We start from the raw sequence: 21,471 nt of genomic DNA, 5'->3' as shown, positions 1-21,471 counted from the left end.
ATTGAATCGTATATATGATTTTAATGGAATTGTAAAGTTAAGTGAGTGAATTTTCGGAATATAAAACCTGTTTTTCCTTTTTTTATGATATTATATATGAAAAGGATGGTGATGGATATGCCAATGAACAAGCAAGCAGAACAAAACTGCTTTATTTGCGAAAAACATAAAGGAAACATCATAGTTCCAGGTGGTGTTATTTATGAAGATGCTCTCATATACGTTGGGCATGTCCATTGGGATAAAGAAGAAACATATCTTGGTTATGTAATGATTGATATAAAAAGACATGTACCTGGTCTCGCTGAATTAACTGAAAATGAGGCAAAAGCATTCGGGCTGATAACAAGTAGAGTAAGTAAAGCGCTAAAAGAATGCGAAGGTGCAGAACATATTTATACTTTCGTTTCAGGAAATGGTGTACCACATATGCATATGCACATTATACCGCGTTATCCAAATACACCAAAAGAGTTTTGGTCACCGACTGAAGTAGCAAATTGGACTGGTGCACCACATGGAGATTCAGAGAAAATTAAAAAACTATGCGAAAGAATACGAAAGTATATGGTAAATGAGTATGCATACAACAAATAATACACAATATTCATGGGTTGGAAGTAGGGAAATGTGTTTAGACGAAATTTCAGTAAAGCAATATGGTGATATCGTACTTGGTAAATACGGCGGGAATATAAGTGCCGGAGCAAAAAAGAATGAAGACGGTGCATTAGTTTGGTCGAATGGTGATTGGGAATTCACCGTTATATTAGACGGACATAATAGTGCAGAAAGTGTTGATTTAGTAGTAAATACAATCCAAAAAGAATATGAAAATATAAAAGCGATTATGAAAGAATCAATTGAAATCGTATTTCGATCTGTTGAAAATTATATACTTACGATTTTTCAATCCCCCTCATTTAAAGAAAAGTGCGAAAGGGTAAAAGGTGAAACTGCTTGCTTAATATGCGTAAGAAAAGAAAATTACATATGGTAGCTTTCGATAGGTGATTGCTTGGTTTATGTATTTCATGAAGAATTACATAAATTAGGACAATATACATTGAATCAACGCCACTTTTACGAATGGATTGGAAATGTAAACACGTTTGATTTACCCGTTCCTTGCTATTCTTCAGGAATTCGTGAATTACGTACTGGAAAGAATCGAATTGTAATGGTGACAGATGGGGTATTAGAATGCGGGGAACGCTGTTATGAAACACCATTAAATCTTTATAATGATATGAATGGAAATAATATTGGGCTAAAAGAAAATATTCATAATGTGTTAGAACACGTTCATCATCAATTAGGACGAGATAGTGCTACCATTATTAGTTGGGATTATGAAAATGATGCATATGCTACGTATCCGAGTGATCAGCCGGAGAAAATTAAAGTAAAAAAATAAAAAGGAGGGATTTTCTGTCAATTACAAAAATAGCTTTATTAATTTTATGGGTGCTATCTTTATTGGTTTTTGAAAGAATAGCGAGAAGACAGTTAAATATACCGAAACAAAAAGGGTGGAATAACCAATATGTGAATGATACACATAAGTGGGGAAATAGAATTATCATTTTCTCTTATATAGTTGTTATTACTATAAGCACTTTTCTTCCAAATCGTATATTTATGGGCTATGTACCTCTTTTATTTTTTATTACGTTATATGGATTTCAATCATATATGGAGTGGAAATATGATAAGGAATCGCGTGAGTTTTTGATTTCATTATTAGGAGTTGCAGCATTAATAATAACAGGGTTCATACTATATTTCTTCCTTTAATATAGTATGAATTTAAAGCAAGAAGGAGAGAAGAAATGAAAAGACCTTTATTATGTGCAGAGGCGATCATTTTTAATGAAGATCATTCAAGAATACTCGTTCAATAACCGTTAATATAGTCCACTTTATTTTAAACAATTCAATGAAGTAATAGGAGGGATGATATTGAGAACCTATACATTTTGGATTATAATTTTTGTTTTTTGTATAGCGGGCTACTTTTTGGATCGATTTTTAAGAAAAAAATTGAATATGCCAAAGAGCGGGTTTTGGGGATATAATAAATATGTAAATAGCTTACATAAAAAATTGGAAATAGGACTGCTTTTTGTATATTTAATAATTAGTTTTATTTACATCTTTAAATTCGAAAGCACTAATATTTGGTTTATCATTTTCACTTATTTAGGGGTTACGTGGATCCTAAGGACATGGATGGAATGGAAGTATGATAGAGAATCGAAAGAATATATTTTTTCGATAATTGGATTATTTGCATTTATTTTTATGACTTCGATGCTATTTTACTTCGTTCCACCAGCTACATAATAAAAAAATATTGATGCGAGAGATATAAGAGGATGGATTATTTTGGATTTTACCGTAATTTTAAAATGGATTCGTGAAAAATATAAAGAGCAATCACTTATAATAATAGGTATTGATGGTACAAATGTTGAGATCATAAAGTAAATAGTAACCATTTATCTGAAAGATGATAAATGGTTACTATTCGTGTTAAAGTTACATCTTCTTAAAACTCCTCAAAACAAGAAACTCCCACAATCTCCATGGAAGAATTTTCTTCGCAAAGATCATAAATTTAACACCTTTTCCAATCGGATATCGTAATGTAGTACGTTTTGCTTCAGCAATTTCAACGATTTTATTGGCAACATCTATCGGATTACCAAATGTATTGCTGCCGCTATTAATATGTTTTTGTATTTTATCCATATATTCTTTGTAAGGAGAGGTTGTATCAGATTGGTTTTCAGCTAATTGTTTACCAACTTCCCATATGTTCGTGTTATAAGAACCAGGTTCAAGTAAGGCAACGTCTATTCCGAAAGGTTTTACTTCTAAGCGAAGCGATTCACTCCAGCCTTCTAATGCATATTTTGAAGATACATAAGGGGATAAACCAGGAAATCCAACTTGGCCACTAATACTGCTTATATTAATGATTTTTCCACTTTTCTGCTTTCTCATATATGGTAAGACAAGTTGAGTGATTGAAATAGCTCCAAAAAGGTTCGTTTCAAATTGTTTACGGTATTCCTCTACTGGAATTTCTTCTACAAAGCCTCCAGTTGCATATCCTGCATTATTAATGAGAAGGTCTACTCTATTCATGTCTTTTAAAAATAATTGAAAGTTATGTATAGAACTTTGATCTGTTACATCTAATTGTTGAACTTTTATGTTTTGCTGTAAGTTGAGTTTAGTAGCTTGAGATATTAAGTCTACTTGTTTTTCAAGATTTCGCATTGTAGCAATGACTAAATAGTCTTTTTTCGCAAGTTCAAGTGTCGTTAATAGTCCGAATCCACTTGATGCCCCTGTAATAACCGCGATTTTTTTATTCATTGTTCGCTCGCTTTCTTTTTCTTTTATCATAACGAGTTGTAAAGAGAAAATCTATTTATCGTATAAAGATATTTGATATAATTGAAAATAATTATCAATTAAATTTTGATTTTTACATAAAAGGAGTGTGGGTTTCATGGAGACTAACGGTTTTCATGATATTTTTCATAAATATTTTTATGGTTTACAAGTTGTAGAGGAAAGACATATGAATATGCCCAAAACAATAGGTAAGGGTGAAATACGAAGATGGACTTCGTTTTCAGGAATGGAAATTGTGTTATCAAATTATCAATTTCATAAAAATCATCGCATCCAGTTTGCATCTGATGCAGCAATGGTGGAGCTTAATTTTTGTTTACAAGGGTTCGGAGAAGTGCAAGTTGGTCATTCTTCGTATGAATTAATGACTGGAAATAGCTATTTATATTTTATGAATGATTTTGATGTATTATTTGAATATGAAAAAGAAACGCCTCTATATTCATTAGCGATTGGGATTCCTGTACAATTGTTTAATCATTTCATGATGAATAATGCTATTGAAAAAAGTCTTGATTTTCATTCTATATTAGGAAATCAACCTTTTAAAAAGTTTCAAAATCCAATTGATTCTATAACATCTAATATTATTAAGAGAATGATAGAGCATCCCCAAAAGGATCGTATTAATCAACTAGAAATAGAAAGTAAAGCGCTCGAATTGCTTTCTATACATTTTGGGAGAGTGTTGCTTAATGATTGTGACGCCAATAAAAGGAGTCAATTATCAAAAAAGGATTTGAATAAAATAAAACAAGCTGAAGAAATTTTACTTCAACGAATGGAATCACCCCCATCATTATTAGAATTGGCTAAAATAGTAGAATTAAATGATTATAAATTAAAAATTGGGTTTAAAGAATTATTTGGGATGTCCACATTTGCATATTTACGAGAAAAACGTATGGAACATGCGATAGATTTACTGCGTTCGGGAAATAGTAATGTGACCGAAACGGCATTTGCAGTTGGATACAATAATGTCAGTCATTTTTCAGAGTTATTTCGTAAAAAGTATGGAATGAATCCATCAAAATTTTTACGTATTTATTAACGTAAAACAGGAATAATCCGCTATACCGTAAACTCCTCCGTCATTTGGTAGTTGCTTTTTGTAATGGTCATTATAATTACAATCAACATCCAATTGGAAATAACTTTTTATGGAGGGATTTAAATGAAAGAGCAGAAGGAGCGTCATTTTTGGATATTTGTATTAACAGGAATGTTTCTTATTATAACAACGACGGGTTTTGCACGTATGGCATATGGAATTATATTGCCGTTTATGCAAGAAGGACTCCATTTATCTACAGCTCAATCAGGTATGCTAGGAACGATACTCTTTTTAGGCTATTTATTAACAGTCGGAACATCTGGAATACTCACCATTCATTTTGGAGCAAAATCAGTTTTATTAATAGGGAGTTGGCTCGTCGTTGTAAGTTTAATAGGATTAGCATTTGTTCCTTCAGTTTGGATAGCTGCTATTTTTATGCTATGTGCTGGAGCTGGAAGTGCTCTTGTATATACACCACTCATGTCAATAACAGTAGGATGGTTTCCAGAAAAAAGAGGAACTGCAATGGGGCTGTTATTAAGCGGTGCTGGCATAGGCATGCTATTTAGTGGAATAATTGTTCCTTATATAGTACGTACATTTCCAGAGTATAGTTGGCGTGGTTCATGGCTTTTGTTTGGCGTTATTACATGTATTGTTGTATTCGTTTCCTCAATTGTTTTGAAAAATCCAGAAGTTACTGAAGATGAGGGGGAAAGGAATAATAAGTCGTTTTTATGGAAAACGAAAGAGCTATACATCATTGCATGGATGTATTTTATTGTTGGAGTTGTTTATTTAATTCCAAATTTATATCAAACTAGTTTTATGATTGATAATGGTATTTCGGCATCAATTTCGGGAACTGTTTATGCGATTGCAGGTATGTTTTCAATCGTAGGAGCTCCTGTCTGGGGATTGATTTCGGATCGGATTGGTATAAAGAAGACGTTATGTATTTCACTTTTATTAGCTGTAATAGGTGATATGATTCCAATTATATTTGGACATATCATTGGCTTTATCATGTCGGCAATTATTTGGGGTTCCAGCCTCGGAGGTATCCTTTTATTAATTCAAGTTGCTGCCTCAAAGCAAGTATCTCCGAAATATGTCTCAATGGCAATTAGTTTTATATCCGTTTTCTATGCAGTTGGTCAAATGATTGGACCAGGACTTGCAGGATGGATTATCGGGGAAAGTGGTTATACAACAGCTTATGGATTAGGTGCTTTCGGTTTCTTTATGTGCATATGTTTGGGATTGAGGCTAAAAAGAGGGGATTTTGCAAACTCAGCGTATATAGAGAAGTGAGTATTGTCTTGAAATGAATCTTTTTAACGGGGGGAAGTAAAATGTTCCATGTTAAAGATGTTTTAGCAGATCAGTTATTAGCAAATGCGAATGATCCTAGTTGGTATATTCCGTTTTCAGATGCAGTTAAGGATTTATCTGAGAGAGAAGCTTTCTGGAAACCGAATGAAGAGAGTAATAGTATAGCTGAAATTGTACAACATTTACTGTATTGGAACTCGACGTGGCAAACAAGGTATAAAGAATCAAATGTTAATGCCGTGCCCGCTATTGGTGATAATAACAAAAGTTTTATGCTATCAGATAATCAAACATTTGAAGAGTTAAGAGAAAAACTATTAGAGAAACTGTTACAATGGCAAAATCTCATAAATGAAGACAAGGTTGAAAGTGATGTAATTGGATTTCCTGTATCTGCGAAGTGGTGGGAAGTATTAGCTAATGTAACAACTCATAATGCGTATCATATTGGTCAAATTATTTACATTCGGAAATTACAGAAGAGTTTTGATAGTGAATAGTGTAATGGTTCTCTAATTTATCTGAAGCAATTCATGAAGCATTATTGTAGGCCGTAAGACATGCTGTGCACGCTTGAAGGTAGAAAGACCAGTCTAAAATGACTGGTCTTTCTACTATCTAATAATATTTAAGTAGCAATTTGTGTGAAACTATATAAAAATGTAGTTCCAACTATTCAATTGAGATGCCCTGTTGCTATTTGATTTCAATTGCTGAAGTAATATCGTTCCAATCCGCAGCTAAATTAGCAGTTTGACCATACCAATCAGAGTGTCTAAAGGAGACACCTTTTCCATATCCTTGAGTTGAAGAATGTTCCCATAGCGTTGTTGAATAACTTGCAGAAGGTGAAGCTGTACTTACAGAAGAAATTCTGTCGTTCCAGCTAGAAGGTAGGTTTTTAAAGCCGCTGCTCCAATAAATATACTGTCCACCTTTATTTTGATGCTCATAAAAATCGGTACTACCAGCACCACTACCTAAGGGGTTAATTTGATTTTTAAGTGCCTTTTTATCCTTTTCAATAAAAGCATTCAATGTTTCTCTGCTAGTAAAGCCATAAGCTAACCAATCTCCATTTTCATTTTGCTTAGGTAGTACCATAGTAATTTGGATGTCTTTTTTTGATTGATCGCTTAGTTTTGTGAATAAATTAACATTCTTTTCATCAACTTTTAAATAATCAAATGATTTAATTGTATTATCTTTTTCTGCAGCACTTACTACTCCTAATCCTCCAGTTAATGCAAAACCTGCTACTAATGTCCCTGCTACTAATTTCTTCAACATATAACCATCCCTTTTTTTGTTTAGATTTTTGTACAGGAAAATCTTGTACTAGTAAAATGTAATCTAGTTTTATAATTTTGTAAATATTCTGAAGTTTTAGAAATAATAGGCGGAATATTTGCAGTTTTACATTTTTTCTTTAGAAAAAATGGTTATTGGAATGATATAATAAATAAATATATTGCTTTTCTTGGATGTTAAAATATTTTAGGAGAGATGTCATTGAAATATTTCACAAGAGATTGGTATAAAGAAATGCAAATTTCAGGATTTGTAAATTACATAGGATCAATAGAAGAATGGAAAGAAGTGAATCCTGATTATATACAAAGTTTGAAAGACGAAGTAGAAGAAAGGAAAGAAGATTTATTAAATTTTCTTCCTGAAACACTACATCCACATATTCATAACAACACTATTGATTCAGAATATCCACCTAATGGATTAAAGAAACTTTTATTAGAGTGGACAGCAGATTATGAGAAAAGAATGGCTCAATTAGATCTATCATACTTAGAACATTTTAATTCCATTAAGAAAATGCTTCCGTCAAATGTTGTTCAGTTACATGAGGCATCACTACATGATAGTGAAATTTTAACTGTAGAGAGAAATTTAGAAGATATTTTATCTATAACAGTAGATTGCAGTGGCACTTTTAGTGATTTCGATAAACTTCAAGTAACTTTTACAGGAGTGACGAAATGTTCTATGCCGGAAAATCTTAAAGGTGCTTGGTGGCTGTACCATGAAATAGAGCTTACTGAAGATGGATTTGAATTAGGTATGTTATTTGATTGCCCATTTGAAGAAATAACGATTTGTGCAAAAGATGTCTTGCTTGAGAAAAAATAACTTGGTTATTTGTATATTAATTTATAATAAAGAGAGTTTCTTTTGCTGAAGTTTACAAGTTCGATAACAAAAAAACAGTCATTTAAGACTGTTTTTTATTTTGATACTAAATTATCAAGCTTCCAATATGTATTTGTTAATGGAGCAACTTTACTATCTATATACAAATACATGTTATTTAAGTCTTTAGGCGAAGTTTTCATTTCAAATACAACGTCAGTAGTTAAAGAAAATTCGAGTGGAACATTTTTATATTTCTCATCATCTACTGGATGAACTTCACCTTCATATTTTTGACCAGTTTTTTCATCTTTTATGAAATATTTTATCTCTGAAAGATCAATAGTTTGTCCATCGGCTCGAACATTATTAATCATAACACGAGTTGTAAGACGCCACTCTTTGTCTATTTTTTCAAATTTTGCATTTTCAACTGTTGCTCTATAGTATCCGTTTTTAAATATTTCCCCATAGTGCATTGCATTCTTTTCGAGAGAGCTCTTTTCTTGTTTTGGTGTAGCACTGCTATTACATCCTGCCATTATTCCTGTAAATATTAATGCTGTACAAGTTACTTTAATTAAAGATTTCATAGTAATTCCTTTCTGTATTAAAAAGTAAAACATAGGAATAATTTTACATCGGCAGGAAAATAAATGGAAGTATTTTTGTGGAATATGCAAATATGCATGTATTTGGTATTAAAATTAATGAAATAGAAAGAGAGAAAAAACTCGCATAAAGCTGGGGAAATAAGAATTGAAAATATTGTAAAACGGAAGAAACGTGCATATAATTAACATGAAGTTTAAATTTCAGAATCTTCAATAAAGGTGGTGAGAACATGTTCACTGAAGAGCGTAGAGAGAAAATTTTAGAGCTACTTAAAAAAGACGGAAGAGTAATCGCAAAAGATCTTGCAGAAATATTTGATATGTCTATTGATTCTATAAGAAGAGATCTATCTATTATGGAGAAGGATGGTTTTTTAAAAAGAACTCATGGAGGTGCAATAGAGTTTGCCCGAGTGAGGAACTTAGCCGCAGAGCCATCTAAACGTTATAGTAATGGCTCTAAATATGAGGATGCAATTGCAAAAATCGCAGCTTCTTATATACAAGAAGGAGATTCCGTTTTTATTGGTGGGGCTTCAATTCATTGTGCCATGTTAAAATTTTTACCCGAAACATCATTTACAGTTATTACGAATTCTATAGAGATAGCTAGTTCGTTACGAGAATATAAAAGCATAGAAGTGTATTTAATTGGTGGTAAGGTAAAACCTTCAGGAAATATTACTGATACACTTGCCTCGGAATTGATTAGTAGTTTTACTATTGATCTTTATTTTTCTACAGGTGGTGGAGTTTCATTACATGGTATAAGTACTGCAACACCGGAAGTTGCTCATTTTGGAAAAACAGTAAGCAAAATCGCTCGAAGAAATATTTGTTTAGCTCCTCATAATAAACTCGGAATAGACTGCTTTATAAAAGGAGAGTCACTTAAAGAAATTGACCTTATAATAACAGATGAAGAGGCTAGTAAAGAAACTATTCAAGAATTTGAGAAACAAGGTAAACAAATTGTAATAGCGCCAATGTACTGCATTTAAAAGGAGTTTGCAATGATTATAAAAGAACAAGAGTTTTGTATAAACGGACTAGAGTATACGATTCGACCTGCAGCTAAGCAAGATGCAGATCAGCTATCGAAAATACGAGTTCAGATCGATGGAGAAACTGAAAATATGGATAGAGAAGTTGGAGAGGGATTTATAGATACGAAGGGATTCCAGGAAATAATAAAAACGGATAGTAAAAAAACAAGAAATCTCTTTTTAGTTGCGGAAGTTCATAACCGTGTCGTTGGATTTTCGAGATGTGAAGGATCTGATTTAACGAGATTATCTCATAAAGTAGAATTCGGAGTTTGTATTTTAAAAGAGTTTTGGGGATATGGAATGGGTAAGTGCCTATTACAACAATCTATTAATTGGGCTGATGAAAATGCAGTGAAAAAGATAGCATTACAAGTGCTAGAGACAAATGAGAAAGCCACTCAGCTTTATAAAAATTTAGGTTTTGGGGTAGAAGGTATTCTAAAAAATGATAAAAAGCTGTCGGATGGTAAGTATTATAATACGGTAGTAATGGGAAGGTTTACTGATACTTTTCATAAAAGAGGTGAAGAAGTATGTTTTACAGAAGGAAGTACTATGTAGTAAAAAATGAATTCATAGAAATATTTAATAATCATTTCAATGATACTAATTTACCTAATCAATTAAAATATGGTTCTCGTTTAATAGGACGCTGGATGAAAGATAATAATGATGGTACGACTGAAGTATTTGCAATATGGGAATATGATAGTTATGAAGAATATGTAGAAATTGAAACGGAAATTAGAAGTGATAAAATGCACGTTAAAAGAATATATGACTGGTATGAAAAATATGGCGGGAAAGAATATGTTTTACGAGAGTACATAATAGAGATGAAAAATGAAAAGTTACTATGTACTGTAAAATGATAGAGGAGTGAAGCCAAATGGGGATGAGAACGAAATTATATATTAGTTTAGCATCCACTATTTTATTCGCAATAGCGGTGGCAATATTCTTTTTAAATGACAATCCGATAAAGTGGTTTTGGTTATGTATTTTAGTAGCTTCCATTATACAAAATATAGTGTTGTTAAAAAAACATAAAGAAATTCATTAAGATATTCAAATTATCAACATATTTGTGTCGCCTTTCTAATTGTGTTGAAAACGCTATTTTTCCTGTTCGATTGAGTTTTCACATCGGTATATGCTCGGTATGTTAACTTCAATTGCTCATGTGATTGAAAGTGAATGTAGCATTCAAATACATCAAAACGAACTACATTTAATTCACCGCTTTTTAGATGTAATTGATAGTGATGAACAAGTTGTTATTTGTAATCAATGTTCAAAATATAAATGGACGGGAAATATGCGGAACATAAATGTAATTTTATTACAGAAGGTGATGGGAAATCAAAAACAAATTGAGTTACAAAATGGAAATAAAGAAAAACATACGCTGAATTTTCACGGAAAACTACAGTGTTATAGCATGATTGAAGCGCTAGAAAAGACAAACGGAAATGTTTCATTAGCTGCAAAATTATTTGCTGTGCCACGCAGTACATTTTATAAACGAATGCAAAAAATTAGGCTATAAAAGTAGATTTTTGTAATCTACTTTTTCTTTGTGGGCTCACGTTCTGTCGGAATGTGCGCTTACCGGGGAAATAATAGAATAGTTAGACAGAAGATTTCCAGAAGGGGGGTAGCATGTGAAGTATATTGAAATTGGAATCGGGAATAGGTGGTTCGTTCGAACAGAAACTGAAAATAAAGACGGAACTGAATTTGAGGAACGCGGCATTATAAAACCTATTTATTTTGAGTTTTTATATGTACGAATTTGGTTGTGAAAAACGTGTTTTATTTTTGATACGAGAGAGGGCTTTAAGAAAGTAAGAAAAAGTAGAGCTGAGTATAAGTTTATTGTTGGAATGGTGAGTAGGTTAAAACAATAGAATCAAACAGGGGGTGTTCTTATGATTAGAATTACCACATTCATACTCGCAATTATTGTAATGGTCTATTCCATCTATAGTTGGAATGATGATTCGAAACAAAGTATGCTTATTCTACAATTGCTTCTAGGATTTATGTTAGCTGGTATGGGGGTACAAAATTTTAAGAAAGATGAAAAAGAGAATAAAAATCTGGGGATTATTCTCTTACTTGCATCGCTATTTTGTATTTTTGTATCGTTAATAAAATATTTTAAATAAACCGTTACTCAATATACTTAGTAACGGTTTATTTGAGGTTATAATGTGCTATTTATATAACCCCGTCGTATACATTTCCGTCAATGTATACACTATTTCTTCTACATCAATTTTTTTATCATTTTGAACGATTGTCCAAAGGAACATTTCATTCATAGAGAACCAGCCGCATGCGACAATCTCTTTATTTAACTTAGTTCGTACTAATTCATTTTCCAGGGAATGAGTAATGTCTTGTATAATCCGTGTTACAAAGCGTTCGCGAATCTCATCCCATTTTTGACGTATTTCTTTTGAGGTTCTTATTGCTTCTTCAACAACTTGTAATATAGCTCTTTCTTCTTGTGCTAACTGTAAAAAAGCGCGCACTTGATTCTGAATCATATCTCGTGCTTCGGCCTTTGTTTGAGGGGAAAAAGATCGATCAGCAATATCATAAAAGCGATTCATCACACCTTCCATCAAAACGACGAGGAGAGCATCTTTGTTTTTAAAGTATACATATGCTGTTCCATAACCAGTTTCTGCATGTTTAATAATTTGCGTGATTGTAGTTTTCTGAAATCCGTTTTTTATAAAAATAGTATAACCGGAATGTAATAGTTTCTTTTTCGTTTCTAAGGAGCGGTGTTTTCTTGTTGAAAGAGTAGTGTTTTTCAAGGAATCACCTCTTTATACTGAAATATCTGAAAATATAATTGTATTGTAAAAGAAGTTCGTATATAAAGTCAACTGACATAATATCATTGACGTTATATCAATTTAAGTGATATATTTCAATTAGTTAGAATAAAAAGAAAATTAAAAGAAGGTGACACCATGTATAAAGAACCATTTCAACCAACTTATGAGTATGCGCTTGAATGTGATAAACATGATGAACTGAAAGATTTTCAAACTGAATTTTATAAAAAAGAAGAAACAATATATTTAGATGGTAACTCTTTAGGTTTGCTTTCAAAAAGAGCAGAGAAATCGTTACTTACTTTGCTAGATTCATGGAAAGAGTTTGGAATTGATGGATGGACTGAAGGTGAGCATCCGTGGTTTTTCCTTTCGGAGAAATTAGGTGAATTGACAGCACCTCTTATTGGAGCTTTGCCGGAAGAAACAATTGTAACCGGTTCCACGACTGCGAATATACATCAAGTTATTGCGACGTTTTATGAGCCGAAAGGAATACGTACAAAAATTCTTGCGGATGAATTAACATTTCCGTCAGATATTTATGCGCTTCAAAGTCAAATTCGTTTAAAAGGCTTAGATCCAGATGAGCATTTAGTACGAGTGAAAAGTCGAGATGGAAGAACACTTTCTGAAGATGATATTATTCAGGCAATGACAGATGATATCGCTTTAATTTTATTGCCTTCTGTACTATATAGAAGCGGACAAATTCTCGATATGAAGCGATTAACAGCTGAAGCTCATAAACGTGGTATTCATATCGGTTTTGACTTATGTCATTCAATCGGTTCTATTCCGCATCATTTTAACGAATGGGATGTAGATTTCGCTGTATGGTGTAATTATAAATATTTAAATGCAGGTCCTGGTGGTGTTGCAGGTTTATATGTGAATAAAAAACATTTAGATAGACTTCCAGGATTATCTGGTTGGTTTAGCTCTAGAAAGGATAAGCAGTTTGATATGGAACATTCATTAACTGCGGCTGATCATGCTGGAGCCTATCAAATAGGGACACCTCACGTATTAAGTATTGCACCATTAATCGGTTCTCTTGAAATTTTTAAAGATGCCCGTATTGAAAGATTACGTGAAAAGTCATTACATATAACAAGATATATGCTCGATTTAATTCAATTGGAGTTAAATGATATGGGATTTACAATCGGAAATCCGCTAGAGGATGAAAAACGAGGCGGGCATATTTATTTAGAACATGCTGAGGCGGCACGTATATGTAAAGCGTTAAAAGCAAATGGAGTGATTCCAGACTTTAGAGCTCCAAATGGAGTTAGACTTGCGCCTGTTGCTTTATACAATACGTATGAGGAAGTATGGAACTCTGTACAAATCTTAAAGAAAATTATGAAAAATGAAGAATATAAAAACTTTGAAAATAAGCGAGAGGTTGTGGCATAAGCATGAAAACATCGCAGTGGATTGATATTTCACAACCGCTAAATAATGATATCGCGACGTGGCCAGGGGATACACCGTTCTCGTATGAAGTTTCATGGTCAAAAGAAGACAGTGGTTCAGTAAATGTCGGAAAGTTAACGATGAGTATCCATACAGGTACTCATATTGATGCACCATTTCATTTCGATAATGACGGTAAGAAGGTGTTAGATTTAGATATACACGTATATGTAGGCGCAGCACGAGTTATCGATGTGTCAGGGCTGGAGAGTATCGGTAAAAAGGAATTAGAACGTTTTAAATTAGAAGGTGTAGAGCGATTATTATTACGTACATCTTCACATGGTAAAGCGCAAGAATTCCCAGAAAAAATCCCGTATTTACGTGCTGATATTGCAGATTTTCTATCTAGTAAGGGCATTCGTTTAATTGGGGTAGATGTACCTTCTGTTGATCCTTTAGATGATAAAGAACTAGAAGCACATCATCAATTATTTAAACACGGAATTCACATTTTAGAAAATGTCGTACTCGATCACGTAGCAGACGGCGATTACGAACTTATTGCCTTACCACTCGCATTAACAGATGCAGATGGGAGCCCAGTTCGCGCTGTTATTAGACCAATATAAATAGAAATATATAAAAGGGGCGTTTGATTAATATGAAAGAAAACGAAAAGGTAATTATGGAAAAAGGGATTCACACTGATTTTAAGGAAAATATGACGTACGGAGAGTATTTACAGCTAGATAGCTTATTATCTAGTCAACAAAGATTATCAGATCATCATGATGAAATGTTATTTATCGTTATTCACCAAGCGAGTGAGCTTTGGATGAAACTAATTTTACATGAACTGAATGCAGCAATTGAATCTATTAAACAAGATAAATTACCACCAGCTTTTAAAATGTTAGCACGTGTATCAAAAATTCAGTCGCAAATTATTCAATCTTGGGATATTCTTGCGACATTAACGCCATCAGAATATATTGAGTTCCGTGATTCACTTGGTCAGGCTTCTGGTTTTCAATCGTATCAATATCGAATGATTGAGTATGCACTTGGTTATAAAACACCACATGCATTAAAGATTTATGAAAAGGACCCAGAATTACATGCTCGTCTTCATAAAGCACTTCATGCACCAAGTTTGTATGATGTGGCGATACAAGCGCTTGTTAAAGAAGGATTCCCAATTCATGAAGATGTGTTAAACCGTGATATTACGCAGCCTTACGAAGAGGATGCAACTGTAGAAGCGGCTTGGATAGAAGTATATGCGGACGTGCAGAAATATTGGGATTTATATCAGCTTGCAGAGAAATTAATCGATATTGAAGACTGGCTACAACAATGGCGTTTCCGTCATATGAAAACGGTAGAACGAATTATTGGTCATAAAATGGGAACAGGTGGCTCTTCTGGCGTATCTTATTTAAAACGAGTGCTTGATCAATGCTTCTTCCCAGAGCTTTGGAATGTTCGAACGAAATTATAAAATAAACTTGTCAGCTATTAAATGCTGGCAAGTTTATTTTTTTGTTTTAAAAACAAGTATGATTTAATAGAGAGAACGAGATGAACAACAAATATTACATAATCATTTAGATGGAGGAAGATTTCTTGAACTTTGAGCAATTACAAAATAAATTTGAAAAGAAAAAAGTTAATACATTTCTTGTTTATCAAAAAGGGGAATTAACGACTGAGTACTATAAAACGATAGACTGTGCAAATGACTTATTTAAAATTAATTCGATTACAAAAAGTATCGTATCTATATTAATTGGTATCGCAATTGATAAAGGATTTATAAATGATATACATACACAAATCACAACATGGATTCAAAATGCACCGGAGAAAAAGAGGGAACTAACGCTGTATCATTTATTAACGATGACAACAGGAGAAGATTGGCAAGAGTTCGGAAATGGGGTTATTTTCCCAAATGACTTTGTGGAATCAGACAATTGGGTGCAATACATTTTAGAAAAGCCGCTCATTGAAGAAATGGGTACGAAAATGAATTATAATTCAGGCTCTTCTCACTTACTTAGTTACATCATTCAACAAGCAACTGGAATGTCGACGGAGCAGTTCGCGAAAAAGTATTTATTTGAGCCGTTAAACATTACGGAGTATGAGTGGCAACAAGACCCGCAAGATATATATGTTGGCGGATTCGGTATGAAAATGAAATCTATAGACTTATTAAAGTTAGGGAAATTATGTTTGAACAATGGATATTGGAAGGGGAATGAAATTGTATCATCGAAATGGTTAGAAGAATCAAATACAGCTCTATTTGAAACGTATGAACATGTCGGGGCATATGGATATCACTGGTGGGTATTACATAACGAAAGATTTCACATACCGTATTGTATGTATTTTGCTATGGGATACGGAGGGCAATACATTATTATCATTCCGCAGTTAGAGCTCATAGCGGTAATTAGTAGTTACATGCCAAAACGTGGCCTCGTACCATTAAAGTTATTTATAGAGCATATAAAAGAGAATTCCAATCATAAATAAGAAGAGAAATGAGGTGTTTTATGAGAAGTGCAAAAATGATAGCGATTTATAGAATGTTATTAAGTCTTCTAGCGTTTAGTGCACTTATTACTCAATTTGTTACAAGGGCACAAGTGAAACCGTTCAATCCAGTTAACTTTTTTAGTTTCTTCACAATTGAAAGTAATATTTTAGTGGCGGTAATTCTACTATTAAGTAGCTTGGGGACAGCCACATTCGGACGTTCCGAGCAGTTTGGAGTTCTTCGCGGCGCAGCTACAGTATACATACTGACAACAGGACTTATTTATTTTTTGTTATTAAGGGGATTAGAAGAGTCACTTCAAACAGCGATACCGTGGGTAAATACTGTGCTTCATTACATCATGCCATTAGCGATGATTTTAGATTGGGTTATAAATCCACCTACGAAGGCCGTTACATGGAAACAGGCTGCGAGTTGGCTTGTTTTCCCGCTTTTATATGTTGTATATAGCTTAATCCGCGGTCCATTCGTGAATTGGTACCCATATCCGTTTCTCGATCCGAGAATAGGCGGATATGGGAGAGTGCTTTTATATAGTATCGGAATAGCGGTTGTAATTGGAGCTATTTGCGGATTAGTAAAAATGTTAGGAAATCGATCTTTGCATATAAAAAATAATCCTCCTTATTAAGGAAGAAGTACATAAAGAAACCTCTGTCTGTATGTAAAGACGGAGGTTTCTTTGTTTTACCGATTTGTCTTCTGAAAGGACATCTTTAAAAATTTCTCTGTTTTCGTATCAAACTCTATATCCACAAAAACACCATACTCTTTTCCACCCTCACGTAGCCATAATTTAAACTTTTCAACTGTTATTTGAACAGTTTTTGGTTTTCTACCTATATGAAGGTAATCGATAATCTCAGCTTTCGGATATTGTTCTTTCGTTTTTTCAACGGCTAGTTTACCCCATTTTGCATAGGGTGGCTGTGCGTGAACTATAGATGGACCAGTATATATATTTGAACATGCTGTTAGTAAAAAAATCGCGAATGCTATACGTGTGAAGAAATACTTCATAATAAGCTCCTTTTACTCTTTTTTATATTGTGTGCATATATCTTCAAGCATATAAGCTTGGCTTTTTTTGTCTTCTTTACATAAAAGCTTCACATTTACAAAACATAACCATGAATTCATTCTGTATTTAAGGAGGGAAACATATGCGTCAAAAAGGTTTTTTGAAGCTAGCAGTTTTACTTACCTTTATTGGCTTATCTTTAATGGTAAGTAGTATACAAACCAAAAATGTAGAAGCCTTTTCTAATCAAGTAATTCAAAGGGGAGCATCTGGAGAAGATGTCATTGAACTGCAAACTCGTTTGAAATATAACGGATTTTATACGGGAAAAGTTGATGGTGTTTTCGGATGGGGTACATATTGGGCGCTTCGAAACTTTCAGCAAAAATTCGGATTGCCAGTTGATGGTTTAGCGGGTGCTAAAACGAAGCAAATGCTTGTAAAGGCAACAAAGTATGATAAGTCGACCGCTAATAAAGGTACAACAACTAATAAAGGGAACAGCGGTGGTACTGCGCAAGAAAATAAACCACCACAAAGTAAAGGGACAAATGTTCCAAATGGTTATTCTCAAAATGACATTCAGCTAATGGCAAACGCTGTATATGGAGAGTCACGTGGTGAGCCTTATTTAGGACAAGTTGCAGTGGCTGCGGTAATTTTAAATCGTGTCACAAGTGCATCGTTTCCAAATACCGTTTCAGGTGTAATCTTTGAACCGAGAGCCTTTACAGCAGTAGCAGATGGACAAATATATTTAACGCCAAATGAAAATGCGAAAAAAGCCGTATTAGATGCAATCAATGGATGGGATCCAACAGGGAATGCACTATATTATTTCAATCCAGATACTGCGACAAGCAAATGGATTTGGACTCGTCCACAAATTAAAAAAATCGGTAAACACATTTTCTGTAAATAGAGCGGAGGTGGAAACATGTTAAGAGGTATTATCATTGTACTATTAACAATAGGTGTAGTCGGAACAGGATATTGGGGCTATAAAGAACATCAAGAAAAAAATGCAGTATTAATTAGAGCGGAAAATAGTTATCAGCGCGCGTTTCATGATTTAGCGTATGAGGTTGACTTATTACACGATAAAATTGGGACAACACTTGCGATGAATTCACGCGCGTCTCTATCGCCAGCATTAGCAGATGTGTGGCGTTTAACATCTGAAGCTCGTTCTGATGTAGGTCAACTACCATTAACATTAATGCCATTTAATAAAACGGAAGAATTTTTAGCGAATATCGGTGATTTTAGCTATCGTGCAGCGATTCGTGATTTAGAAAAAGAACCGCTAAATGATCAAGAGTATAAAACACTGCAAACGTTATATTCAAATGCAGGAAATATACAAGATGAACTAAGAAAAGTGCAACACCTTGTGTTGAAAAACAACTTGCGCTGGATGGACGTTGAAATGGCACTTGCATCAAACCGAGATCCAGCAGATAACACAATTATTGATGGATTAAAAACAGTTGAAAAGAATGTAACGTCGTACTCGTCTACTAATTTCGGACCTACTTTTACAAGTGCACAAAAGAACAAAAAAGGTGGGTTTGAAGCAGAAGGAAAAGCAATTTCAGAAGATGAGGCAGGAAAAATTGCAAAATCATTTTTGAATTTAAAAGGAAATGAAAAAGTGGATGTTGAGAAAAGTGGAAAAGGTGCAAAAGAATCTTTCTACAGTGTGAAAATTAAAGATCCAGCAACAAACAACGAATATTACATGGATATTACCGGAAAAGGTGGATACCCAATTTGGGTAATGAATAATCGAGAAATTAAAGAACAAAAAATTAGTTTAAATGATGCAGGAAGTAAAGGATTAACGTTTTTAAAGGATCACAAGTTTACAAATATGGAGCTATTTGATAGTTCTCAATATGATAATATCGGTGTGTTTACGTACGTTGTAAATGAAAATGGAGTGCGTATTTATCCAGAAGCAATTCAAATGAAAATTGCTTTAGATGATGGATCGATTGTTGGTTTTTCGGCAAAGGAATATTTAGCATCGCATCAAAAACGAACAATTCCGAGTGCGAAGCTAACTGCTGCTGAGGCGAGAAAGAAAATTAATCCCGATGTAAAAGTTATGGAAGAACGTAAAGCTGTAGTAGTAAATGACTTGCATAATGAAGTACTTTGTTATGAATATATTGGTACTTTAGGGAAAGATACGTACCAAATTTTCATTAACGCAAATAGCGGGGCAGAAGAAAAAGTGAAGAAGATGCAAGCGGTTGAAAAAATTTATGATTAAACATCAATGATAAAGTGGTGAAAATAATGAAAATCATTATATATATGTTAATGTTTTGTTTCGTTATTACTGGATGTAGTATTGGAAAAAAAGACAATCCTAATGAAAAGCCAGAACAAAAAAATGTCTCGATGAAAAATGTTACGTATACAAATAAATCAAATAAACCAAATGAAAAGGCAGCTGATCATCTGGCATCTTTAGCTGCAAGTATACCTGGTGTAAACGATGCGACAGCAGTGGTAGTTGGGAAATATGCTGTGGTAGGTATTGATGTAAAAGCGAAACTTGATCGAACTCGCGTTGAGTCAATTAAGTATTCTGTTGCAGAAAGTTTGAAGAATGACCCAAATGGTGCGAATGCAGTCGTTGTAGCAGATGTTGATACGTATGAAAGACTAAAACAAATAGGTAAGCAAATTAAAAAAGGTAAAACTGGTGAAGGCATACTTGATGAATTAGCAGCAATTGTTGGCCGTGTAATGCCGCAAGTTCCAAATGATATGATTGAAAATAGAGAAACAAACCCGATTAAAGATAATGATAAACAATTACCAAAAGATGAAGAACAAGAACTTCGAAAAGAACAAGATGATCAGTCCAACAATCATTTGAAAAAATAGTGGAAATCCCGTACTAAATTGTACGGGATTTTTTATAAAATTAAATATTCAGTTTATTTTTAAGGGAAAATATGGTTTAATAATGAGGGGAGGGACAACCGTTATGATGAAAAAAAGCACACTCATATTGTGTAGTTTATGCATAGGTTTTAGTATGACAGCGTGTGACCAGAAGAAAGAAGTGAAGAAGAAAACTGCTACATCTTCTACTATAACGGAAAATAAAAATCAAAAATCCATTAATGTAAATCATTTCTCAAATATTAATGAAGGAATGACATATTTAGAAGTGAAAGATTTAATCGGTTTTGAAGGGGATTTACTCATAGAAGAAGGGGAAGAACATTCTACACGAATTAAACAAATTTTTGCTTGGAAAGGCAACGATCCAAAATCATTTGCTGAAATTACATTTTTGGATGGAAAAGTGCATTCTAAAACACAGCAAGGTTTAAGTTAATAACTTGAAGGAGTGGGAGAGTTAAGCATGAACATACATACAGGGGAAATACAATTAGTTCCGTATAAGGAGCAGTATAAAGAGATAATACAATCATTTACTTTACCAAGTGAACAAGTTCAATTTACGGCGAATCCAGGTGAATTACTGGAGAAAGCGAAAAATGATCGAACGAAAAATGTAGTTGTTATTTTAGACTATAACGGAGTACCTGTCGGTGTATTTATATTACAAACAGGTGATAGAGTACAGGAGTTTACAGAAAATAAGGATGCCATACTTTTAACTTCTTTTTCTGTTAATCATAATAAACAAGGAAAAGGATATGCTAAAAAATCATTGGCGTTATTACAAGACTTTGTAAAATATTATTATCCAATAAAAAATGAAGTAATTCTTGCTGTAAATGAAAAAAATATTCCGGCACAACAGTTATATGAGAAAGTTGGATTTCAAGATAGAGGATTTAGAAGAATGGGACCAATTGGACAACAATTCATATTACATTTACCTATAACGAGATAATAAGATAACAAAGCTTACTCTTGAAAAAAATCATGTAGTAAGTTTTTTCATTTGAGATATTTTCCAAACATGATATGTTAGAG

At 33.4% G+C, this 21,471-nt stretch carries 28 protein-coding genes and 2 pseudogenes; 25 read left to right on the top strand and 5 right to left on the bottom strand.

What is annotated here, in order from left to right; genetic code table 11:
- Positions 1-96: 96 nt before the first annotated feature.
- The 4 genes and pseudogenes from NSQ47_RS08110 (at position 97) to NSQ47_RS08095 (ending at position 2,346) form a co-directional block, all read left to right on the top strand.
- Positions 97-597: an HIT family protein gene (locus NSQ47_RS08110; protein WP_341036590.1), complete on the top strand. Its 501-nt coding sequence runs from the start codon at positions 97-99 to the stop codon at positions 595-597.
- A pseudogene (locus NSQ47_RS08105) lies at positions 581-1,417 on the top strand (PP2C family serine/threonine-protein phosphatase). Before NSQ47_RS08110 ends, NSQ47_RS08105 begins: the two are co-directional and overlap by 17 nt.
- 62 nt (positions 1,418-1,479) lie before the next feature.
- Positions 1,480-1,797 carry a DUF4181 domain-containing protein gene (locus NSQ47_RS08100; RefSeq protein ID WP_078174708.1) on the top strand — a complete coding sequence of 106 codons (318 nt, stop codon included), beginning with the start codon at positions 1,480-1,482 and terminating at the stop codon, positions 1,795-1,797.
- 165 nt (positions 1,798-1,962) lie between these two features.
- Entirely contained in the window at positions 1,963-2,346 is a 384-nt protein-coding gene (locus NSQ47_RS08095) for a DUF4181 domain-containing protein (protein ID WP_001261511.1), read from the top strand.
- 195 nt (positions 2,347-2,541) lie between these two features.
- Here NSQ47_RS08095 and NSQ47_RS08090 read toward each other — a convergent pair whose 3' ends face one another.
- Positions 2,542-3,387: an oxidoreductase gene (locus NSQ47_RS08090; protein WP_002110271.1), complete on the bottom strand. Its 846-nt coding sequence runs from the start codon at positions 3,385-3,387 to the stop codon at positions 2,542-2,544.
- A gap of 136 nt (positions 3,388-3,523) precedes the next feature.
- Between NSQ47_RS08090 and NSQ47_RS08085 the strand changes: the two genes are divergently transcribed.
- The 3 genes from NSQ47_RS08085 (at position 3,524) to NSQ47_RS08075 (ending at position 6,324) form a co-directional block, all read left to right on the top strand.
- Positions 3,524-4,483: a helix-turn-helix domain-containing protein gene (locus NSQ47_RS08085; RefSeq protein ID WP_341036589.1), complete on the top strand. Its 960-nt coding sequence runs from the start codon at positions 3,524-3,526 to the stop codon at positions 4,481-4,483.
- Between the two features lie 123 nt (positions 4,484-4,606).
- Positions 4,607-5,803 carry an MFS transporter gene (locus NSQ47_RS08080; RefSeq protein WP_002161527.1) on the top strand — a complete coding sequence of 399 codons (1,197 nt, stop codon included), beginning with the start codon at positions 4,607-4,609 and terminating at the stop codon, positions 5,801-5,803.
- Between the two features lie 41 nt (positions 5,804-5,844).
- Positions 5,845-6,324, top strand: a complete 480-nt coding sequence (locus NSQ47_RS08075; RefSeq protein ID WP_002110268.1) for a DinB family protein — start codon at positions 5,845-5,847, stop codon at positions 6,322-6,324.
- Between the two features lie 196 nt (positions 6,325-6,520).
- Here NSQ47_RS08075 and NSQ47_RS08070 read toward each other — a convergent pair whose 3' ends face one another.
- Entirely contained in the window at positions 6,521-7,114 is a 594-nt protein-coding gene (locus tag NSQ47_RS08070) for a hypothetical protein (protein WP_341036588.1), read from the bottom strand.
- A 222-nt stretch (positions 7,115-7,336) separates the two neighbouring features.
- Here NSQ47_RS08070 and NSQ47_RS08065 point away from each other — a divergent pair, with 222 nt between their 5' ends.
- Complete coding sequence (locus NSQ47_RS08065; RefSeq protein WP_341036587.1) at positions 7,337-7,969, top strand: DUF4085 family protein; 633 nt, start codon at positions 7,337-7,339, stop codon at positions 7,967-7,969.
- Between the two features lie 95 nt (positions 7,970-8,064).
- Here the strand turns inward: NSQ47_RS08065 and NSQ47_RS08060 are convergent, their stop codons facing one another.
- A complete protein-coding gene (locus NSQ47_RS08060) occupies positions 8,065-8,562 on the bottom strand; it encodes a hypothetical protein (protein ID WP_002200270.1) in 498 nt (165 codons plus the stop codon).
- A gap of 251 nt (positions 8,563-8,813) precedes the next feature.
- Here NSQ47_RS08060 and NSQ47_RS08055 point away from each other — a divergent pair, with 251 nt between their 5' ends.
- The 7 genes and pseudogenes from NSQ47_RS08055 (at position 8,814) to NSQ47_RS08025 (ending at position 11,803) form a co-directional block, all read left to right on the top strand.
- Positions 8,814-9,584, top strand: a complete 771-nt coding sequence (locus NSQ47_RS08055) for a DeoR/GlpR family DNA-binding transcription regulator (RefSeq protein WP_002161531.1) — start codon at positions 8,814-8,816, stop codon at positions 9,582-9,584.
- 12 nt (positions 9,585-9,596) lie between these two features.
- Positions 9,597-10,193, top strand: coding sequence for a GNAT family N-acetyltransferase (locus NSQ47_RS08050; RefSeq protein ID WP_341036584.1), 597 nt, complete (start codon positions 9,597-9,599; stop codon positions 10,191-10,193).
- Positions 10,166-10,504, top strand: coding sequence for an NIPSNAP family protein (locus tag NSQ47_RS08045; RefSeq protein ID WP_341036581.1), 339 nt, complete (start codon positions 10,166-10,168; stop codon positions 10,502-10,504). Before NSQ47_RS08050 ends, NSQ47_RS08045 begins: the two co-directional genes overlap by 28 nt.
- Before the next feature lie 17 nt (positions 10,505-10,521).
- Complete coding sequence (locus NSQ47_RS08040) at positions 10,522-10,695, top strand: hypothetical protein (RefSeq protein WP_341036580.1); 174 nt, start codon at positions 10,522-10,524, stop codon at positions 10,693-10,695.
- Positions 10,696-10,911: 216 nt separating this feature from the next.
- Complete coding sequence (locus NSQ47_RS08035; RefSeq protein WP_445662101.1) at positions 10,912-11,181, top strand: helix-turn-helix domain-containing protein; 270 nt, start codon at positions 10,912-10,914, stop codon at positions 11,179-11,181.
- A gap of 115 nt (positions 11,182-11,296) precedes the next feature.
- A pseudogene (locus NSQ47_RS08030) lies at positions 11,297-11,542 on the top strand (DUF3977 family protein).
- Positions 11,543-11,563: 21 nt separating this feature from the next.
- Positions 11,564-11,803, top strand: a complete 240-nt coding sequence (locus tag NSQ47_RS08025) for a YczI family protein (RefSeq protein ID WP_002110253.1) — start codon at positions 11,564-11,566, stop codon at positions 11,801-11,803.
- 48 nt (positions 11,804-11,851) lie between these two features.
- Here the strand turns inward: NSQ47_RS08025 and NSQ47_RS08020 are convergent, their stop codons facing one another.
- Entirely contained in the window at positions 11,852-12,463 is a 612-nt protein-coding gene (locus tag NSQ47_RS08020) for a TetR/AcrR family transcriptional regulator (RefSeq protein WP_002110252.1), read from the bottom strand.
- Between the two features lie 159 nt (positions 12,464-12,622).
- Between NSQ47_RS08020 and kynU the strand changes: the two genes are divergently transcribed.
- From kynU to NSQ47_RS07995, 5 genes are all read left to right on the top strand, one after another.
- Positions 12,623-13,909 (top strand): kynureninase, encoded by a 1,287-nt coding sequence (kynU, locus tag NSQ47_RS08015; RefSeq protein WP_341036579.1) that lies wholly within the window; start codon positions 12,623-12,625, stop codon positions 13,907-13,909.
- Positions 13,910-13,911: 2 nt separating this feature from the next.
- Complete coding sequence (gene kynB, locus NSQ47_RS08010; protein ID WP_078173595.1) at positions 13,912-14,541, top strand: arylformamidase; 630 nt, start codon at positions 13,912-13,914, stop codon at positions 14,539-14,541.
- 32 nt (positions 14,542-14,573) lie between these two features.
- The gene (gene kynA / locus NSQ47_RS08005) at positions 14,574-15,413 is read left to right on the top strand and encodes a tryptophan 2,3-dioxygenase (protein WP_002110249.1); all 840 of its coding nucleotides are present in this window, start codon (positions 14,574-14,576) and stop codon (positions 15,411-15,413) included.
- 125 nt (positions 15,414-15,538) lie between these two features.
- A complete protein-coding gene (locus NSQ47_RS08000) occupies positions 15,539-16,456 on the top strand; it encodes a serine hydrolase domain-containing protein (protein WP_341036578.1) in 918 nt (305 codons plus the stop codon).
- Between the two features lie 20 nt (positions 16,457-16,476).
- A complete protein-coding gene (locus NSQ47_RS07995; protein ID WP_341036577.1) occupies positions 16,477-17,112 on the top strand; it encodes a Pr6Pr family membrane protein in 636 nt (211 codons plus the stop codon).
- Between the two features lie 56 nt (positions 17,113-17,168).
- Here the strand turns inward: NSQ47_RS07995 and NSQ47_RS07990 are convergent, their stop codons facing one another.
- Complete coding sequence (locus tag NSQ47_RS07990) at positions 17,169-17,501, bottom strand: YqzG/YhdC family protein (protein ID WP_078181338.1); 333 nt, start codon at positions 17,499-17,501, stop codon at positions 17,169-17,171.
- Between the two features lie 143 nt (positions 17,502-17,644).
- Between NSQ47_RS07990 and sleB the strand changes: the two genes are divergently transcribed.
- From sleB to NSQ47_RS07965, 5 genes are all read left to right on the top strand, one after another.
- The gene (sleB, locus tag NSQ47_RS07985; RefSeq protein ID WP_002161543.1) at positions 17,645-18,424 is read left to right on the top strand and encodes a spore cortex-lytic enzyme; all 780 of its coding nucleotides are present in this window, start codon (positions 17,645-17,647) and stop codon (positions 18,422-18,424) included.
- A 15-nt stretch (positions 18,425-18,439) separates the two neighbouring features.
- Positions 18,440-19,780, top strand: coding sequence for a germination protein YpeB (ypeB, locus tag NSQ47_RS07980; protein WP_078173598.1), 1,341 nt, complete (start codon positions 18,440-18,442; stop codon positions 19,778-19,780).
- A 26-nt stretch (positions 19,781-19,806) separates the two neighbouring features.
- Positions 19,807-20,403 carry a YhcN/YlaJ family sporulation lipoprotein gene (locus tag NSQ47_RS07975; RefSeq protein WP_016105042.1) on the top strand — a complete coding sequence of 199 codons (597 nt, stop codon included), beginning with the start codon at positions 19,807-19,809 and terminating at the stop codon, positions 20,401-20,403.
- 103 nt (positions 20,404-20,506) lie between these two features.
- Positions 20,507-20,863 carry a hypothetical protein gene (locus NSQ47_RS07970; protein ID WP_002110242.1) on the top strand — a complete coding sequence of 119 codons (357 nt, stop codon included), beginning with the start codon at positions 20,507-20,509 and terminating at the stop codon, positions 20,861-20,863.
- Positions 20,864-20,890: 27 nt separating this feature from the next.
- Positions 20,891-21,388: a GNAT family N-acetyltransferase gene (locus NSQ47_RS07965; RefSeq protein ID WP_002161545.1), complete on the top strand. Its 498-nt coding sequence runs from the start codon at positions 20,891-20,893 to the stop codon at positions 21,386-21,388.
- Positions 21,389-21,471: the final 83 nt, after the last annotated feature.

This window comes from Bacillus sp. FSL R10-2780, from assembly GCF_038006125.1.
GTDB lineage: Bacteria > Bacillota > Bacilli > Bacillales > Bacillaceae_G > Bacillus_A > Bacillus_A cereus_U.
This window is presented reverse-complemented; position numbering and strand designations above follow the sequence as displayed.

Bases quoted from the DNA above. Each gene is read 5' to 3' on its own strand.
- NSQ47_RS08110 (WP_341036590.1), top strand. From the start codon at position 97: ATGAAAAGGATGGTGATGGATATGCCAATGAACAAGCAAGCAGAACAA.
- NSQ47_RS08090 (WP_002110271.1), bottom strand. From the start codon at position 3,387: ATGAATAAAAAAATCGCGGTTATTACAGGGGCATCAAGTGGATTCGGA.
- NSQ47_RS08085 (WP_341036589.1), top strand. From the start codon at position 3,524: ATGGAGACTAACGGTTTTCATGATATTTTTCATAAATATTTTTATGGT.
- NSQ47_RS08080 (WP_002161527.1), top strand. From the start codon at position 4,607: ATGAAAGAGCAGAAGGAGCGTCATTTTTGGATATTTGTATTAACAGGA.
- NSQ47_RS08075 (WP_002110268.1), top strand. From the start codon at position 5,845: ATGTTCCATGTTAAAGATGTTTTAGCAGATCAGTTATTAGCAAATGCG.
- NSQ47_RS08070 (WP_341036588.1), bottom strand. From the start codon at position 7,114: ATGTTGAAGAAATTAGTAGCAGGGACATTAGTAGCAGGTTTTGCATTA.
- NSQ47_RS08060 (WP_002200270.1), bottom strand. From the start codon at position 8,562: ATGAAATCTTTAATTAAAGTAACTTGTACAGCATTAATATTTACAGGA.
- NSQ47_RS08055 (WP_002161531.1), top strand. From the start codon at position 8,814: ATGTTCACTGAAGAGCGTAGAGAGAAAATTTTAGAGCTACTTAAAAAA.
- NSQ47_RS08050 (WP_341036584.1), top strand. From the start codon at position 9,597: ATGATTATAAAAGAACAAGAGTTTTGTATAAACGGACTAGAGTATACG.
- NSQ47_RS08045 (WP_341036581.1), top strand. From the start codon at position 10,166: ATGTTTTACAGAAGGAAGTACTATGTAGTAAAAAATGAATTCATAGAA.
- NSQ47_RS08040 (WP_341036580.1), top strand. From the start codon at position 10,522: ATGGGGATGAGAACGAAATTATATATTAGTTTAGCATCCACTATTTTA.
- NSQ47_RS08025 (WP_002110253.1), top strand. From the start codon at position 11,564: ATGATTAGAATTACCACATTCATACTCGCAATTATTGTAATGGTCTAT.
- kynU (WP_341036579.1), top strand. From the start codon at position 12,623: ATGTATAAAGAACCATTTCAACCAACTTATGAGTATGCGCTTGAATGT.
- kynB (WP_078173595.1), top strand. From the start codon at position 13,912: ATGAAAACATCGCAGTGGATTGATATTTCACAACCGCTAAATAATGAT.
- kynA (WP_002110249.1), top strand. From the start codon at position 14,574: ATGAAAGAAAACGAAAAGGTAATTATGGAAAAAGGGATTCACACTGAT.
- NSQ47_RS07995 (WP_341036577.1), top strand. From the start codon at position 16,477: ATGAGAAGTGCAAAAATGATAGCGATTTATAGAATGTTATTAAGTCTT.
- NSQ47_RS07990 (WP_078181338.1), bottom strand. From the start codon at position 17,501: ATGAAGTATTTCTTCACACGTATAGCATTCGCGATTTTTTTACTAACA.
- sleB (WP_002161543.1), top strand. From the start codon at position 17,645: ATGCGTCAAAAAGGTTTTTTGAAGCTAGCAGTTTTACTTACCTTTATT.
- ypeB (WP_078173598.1), top strand. From the start codon at position 18,440: ATGTTAAGAGGTATTATCATTGTACTATTAACAATAGGTGTAGTCGGA.
- NSQ47_RS07975 (WP_016105042.1), top strand. From the start codon at position 19,807: ATGAAAATCATTATATATATGTTAATGTTTTGTTTCGTTATTACTGGA.
- NSQ47_RS07970 (WP_002110242.1), top strand. From the start codon at position 20,507: ATGATGAAAAAAAGCACACTCATATTGTGTAGTTTATGCATAGGTTTT.
- NSQ47_RS07965 (WP_002161545.1), top strand. From the start codon at position 20,891: ATGAACATACATACAGGGGAAATACAATTAGTTCCGTATAAGGAGCAG.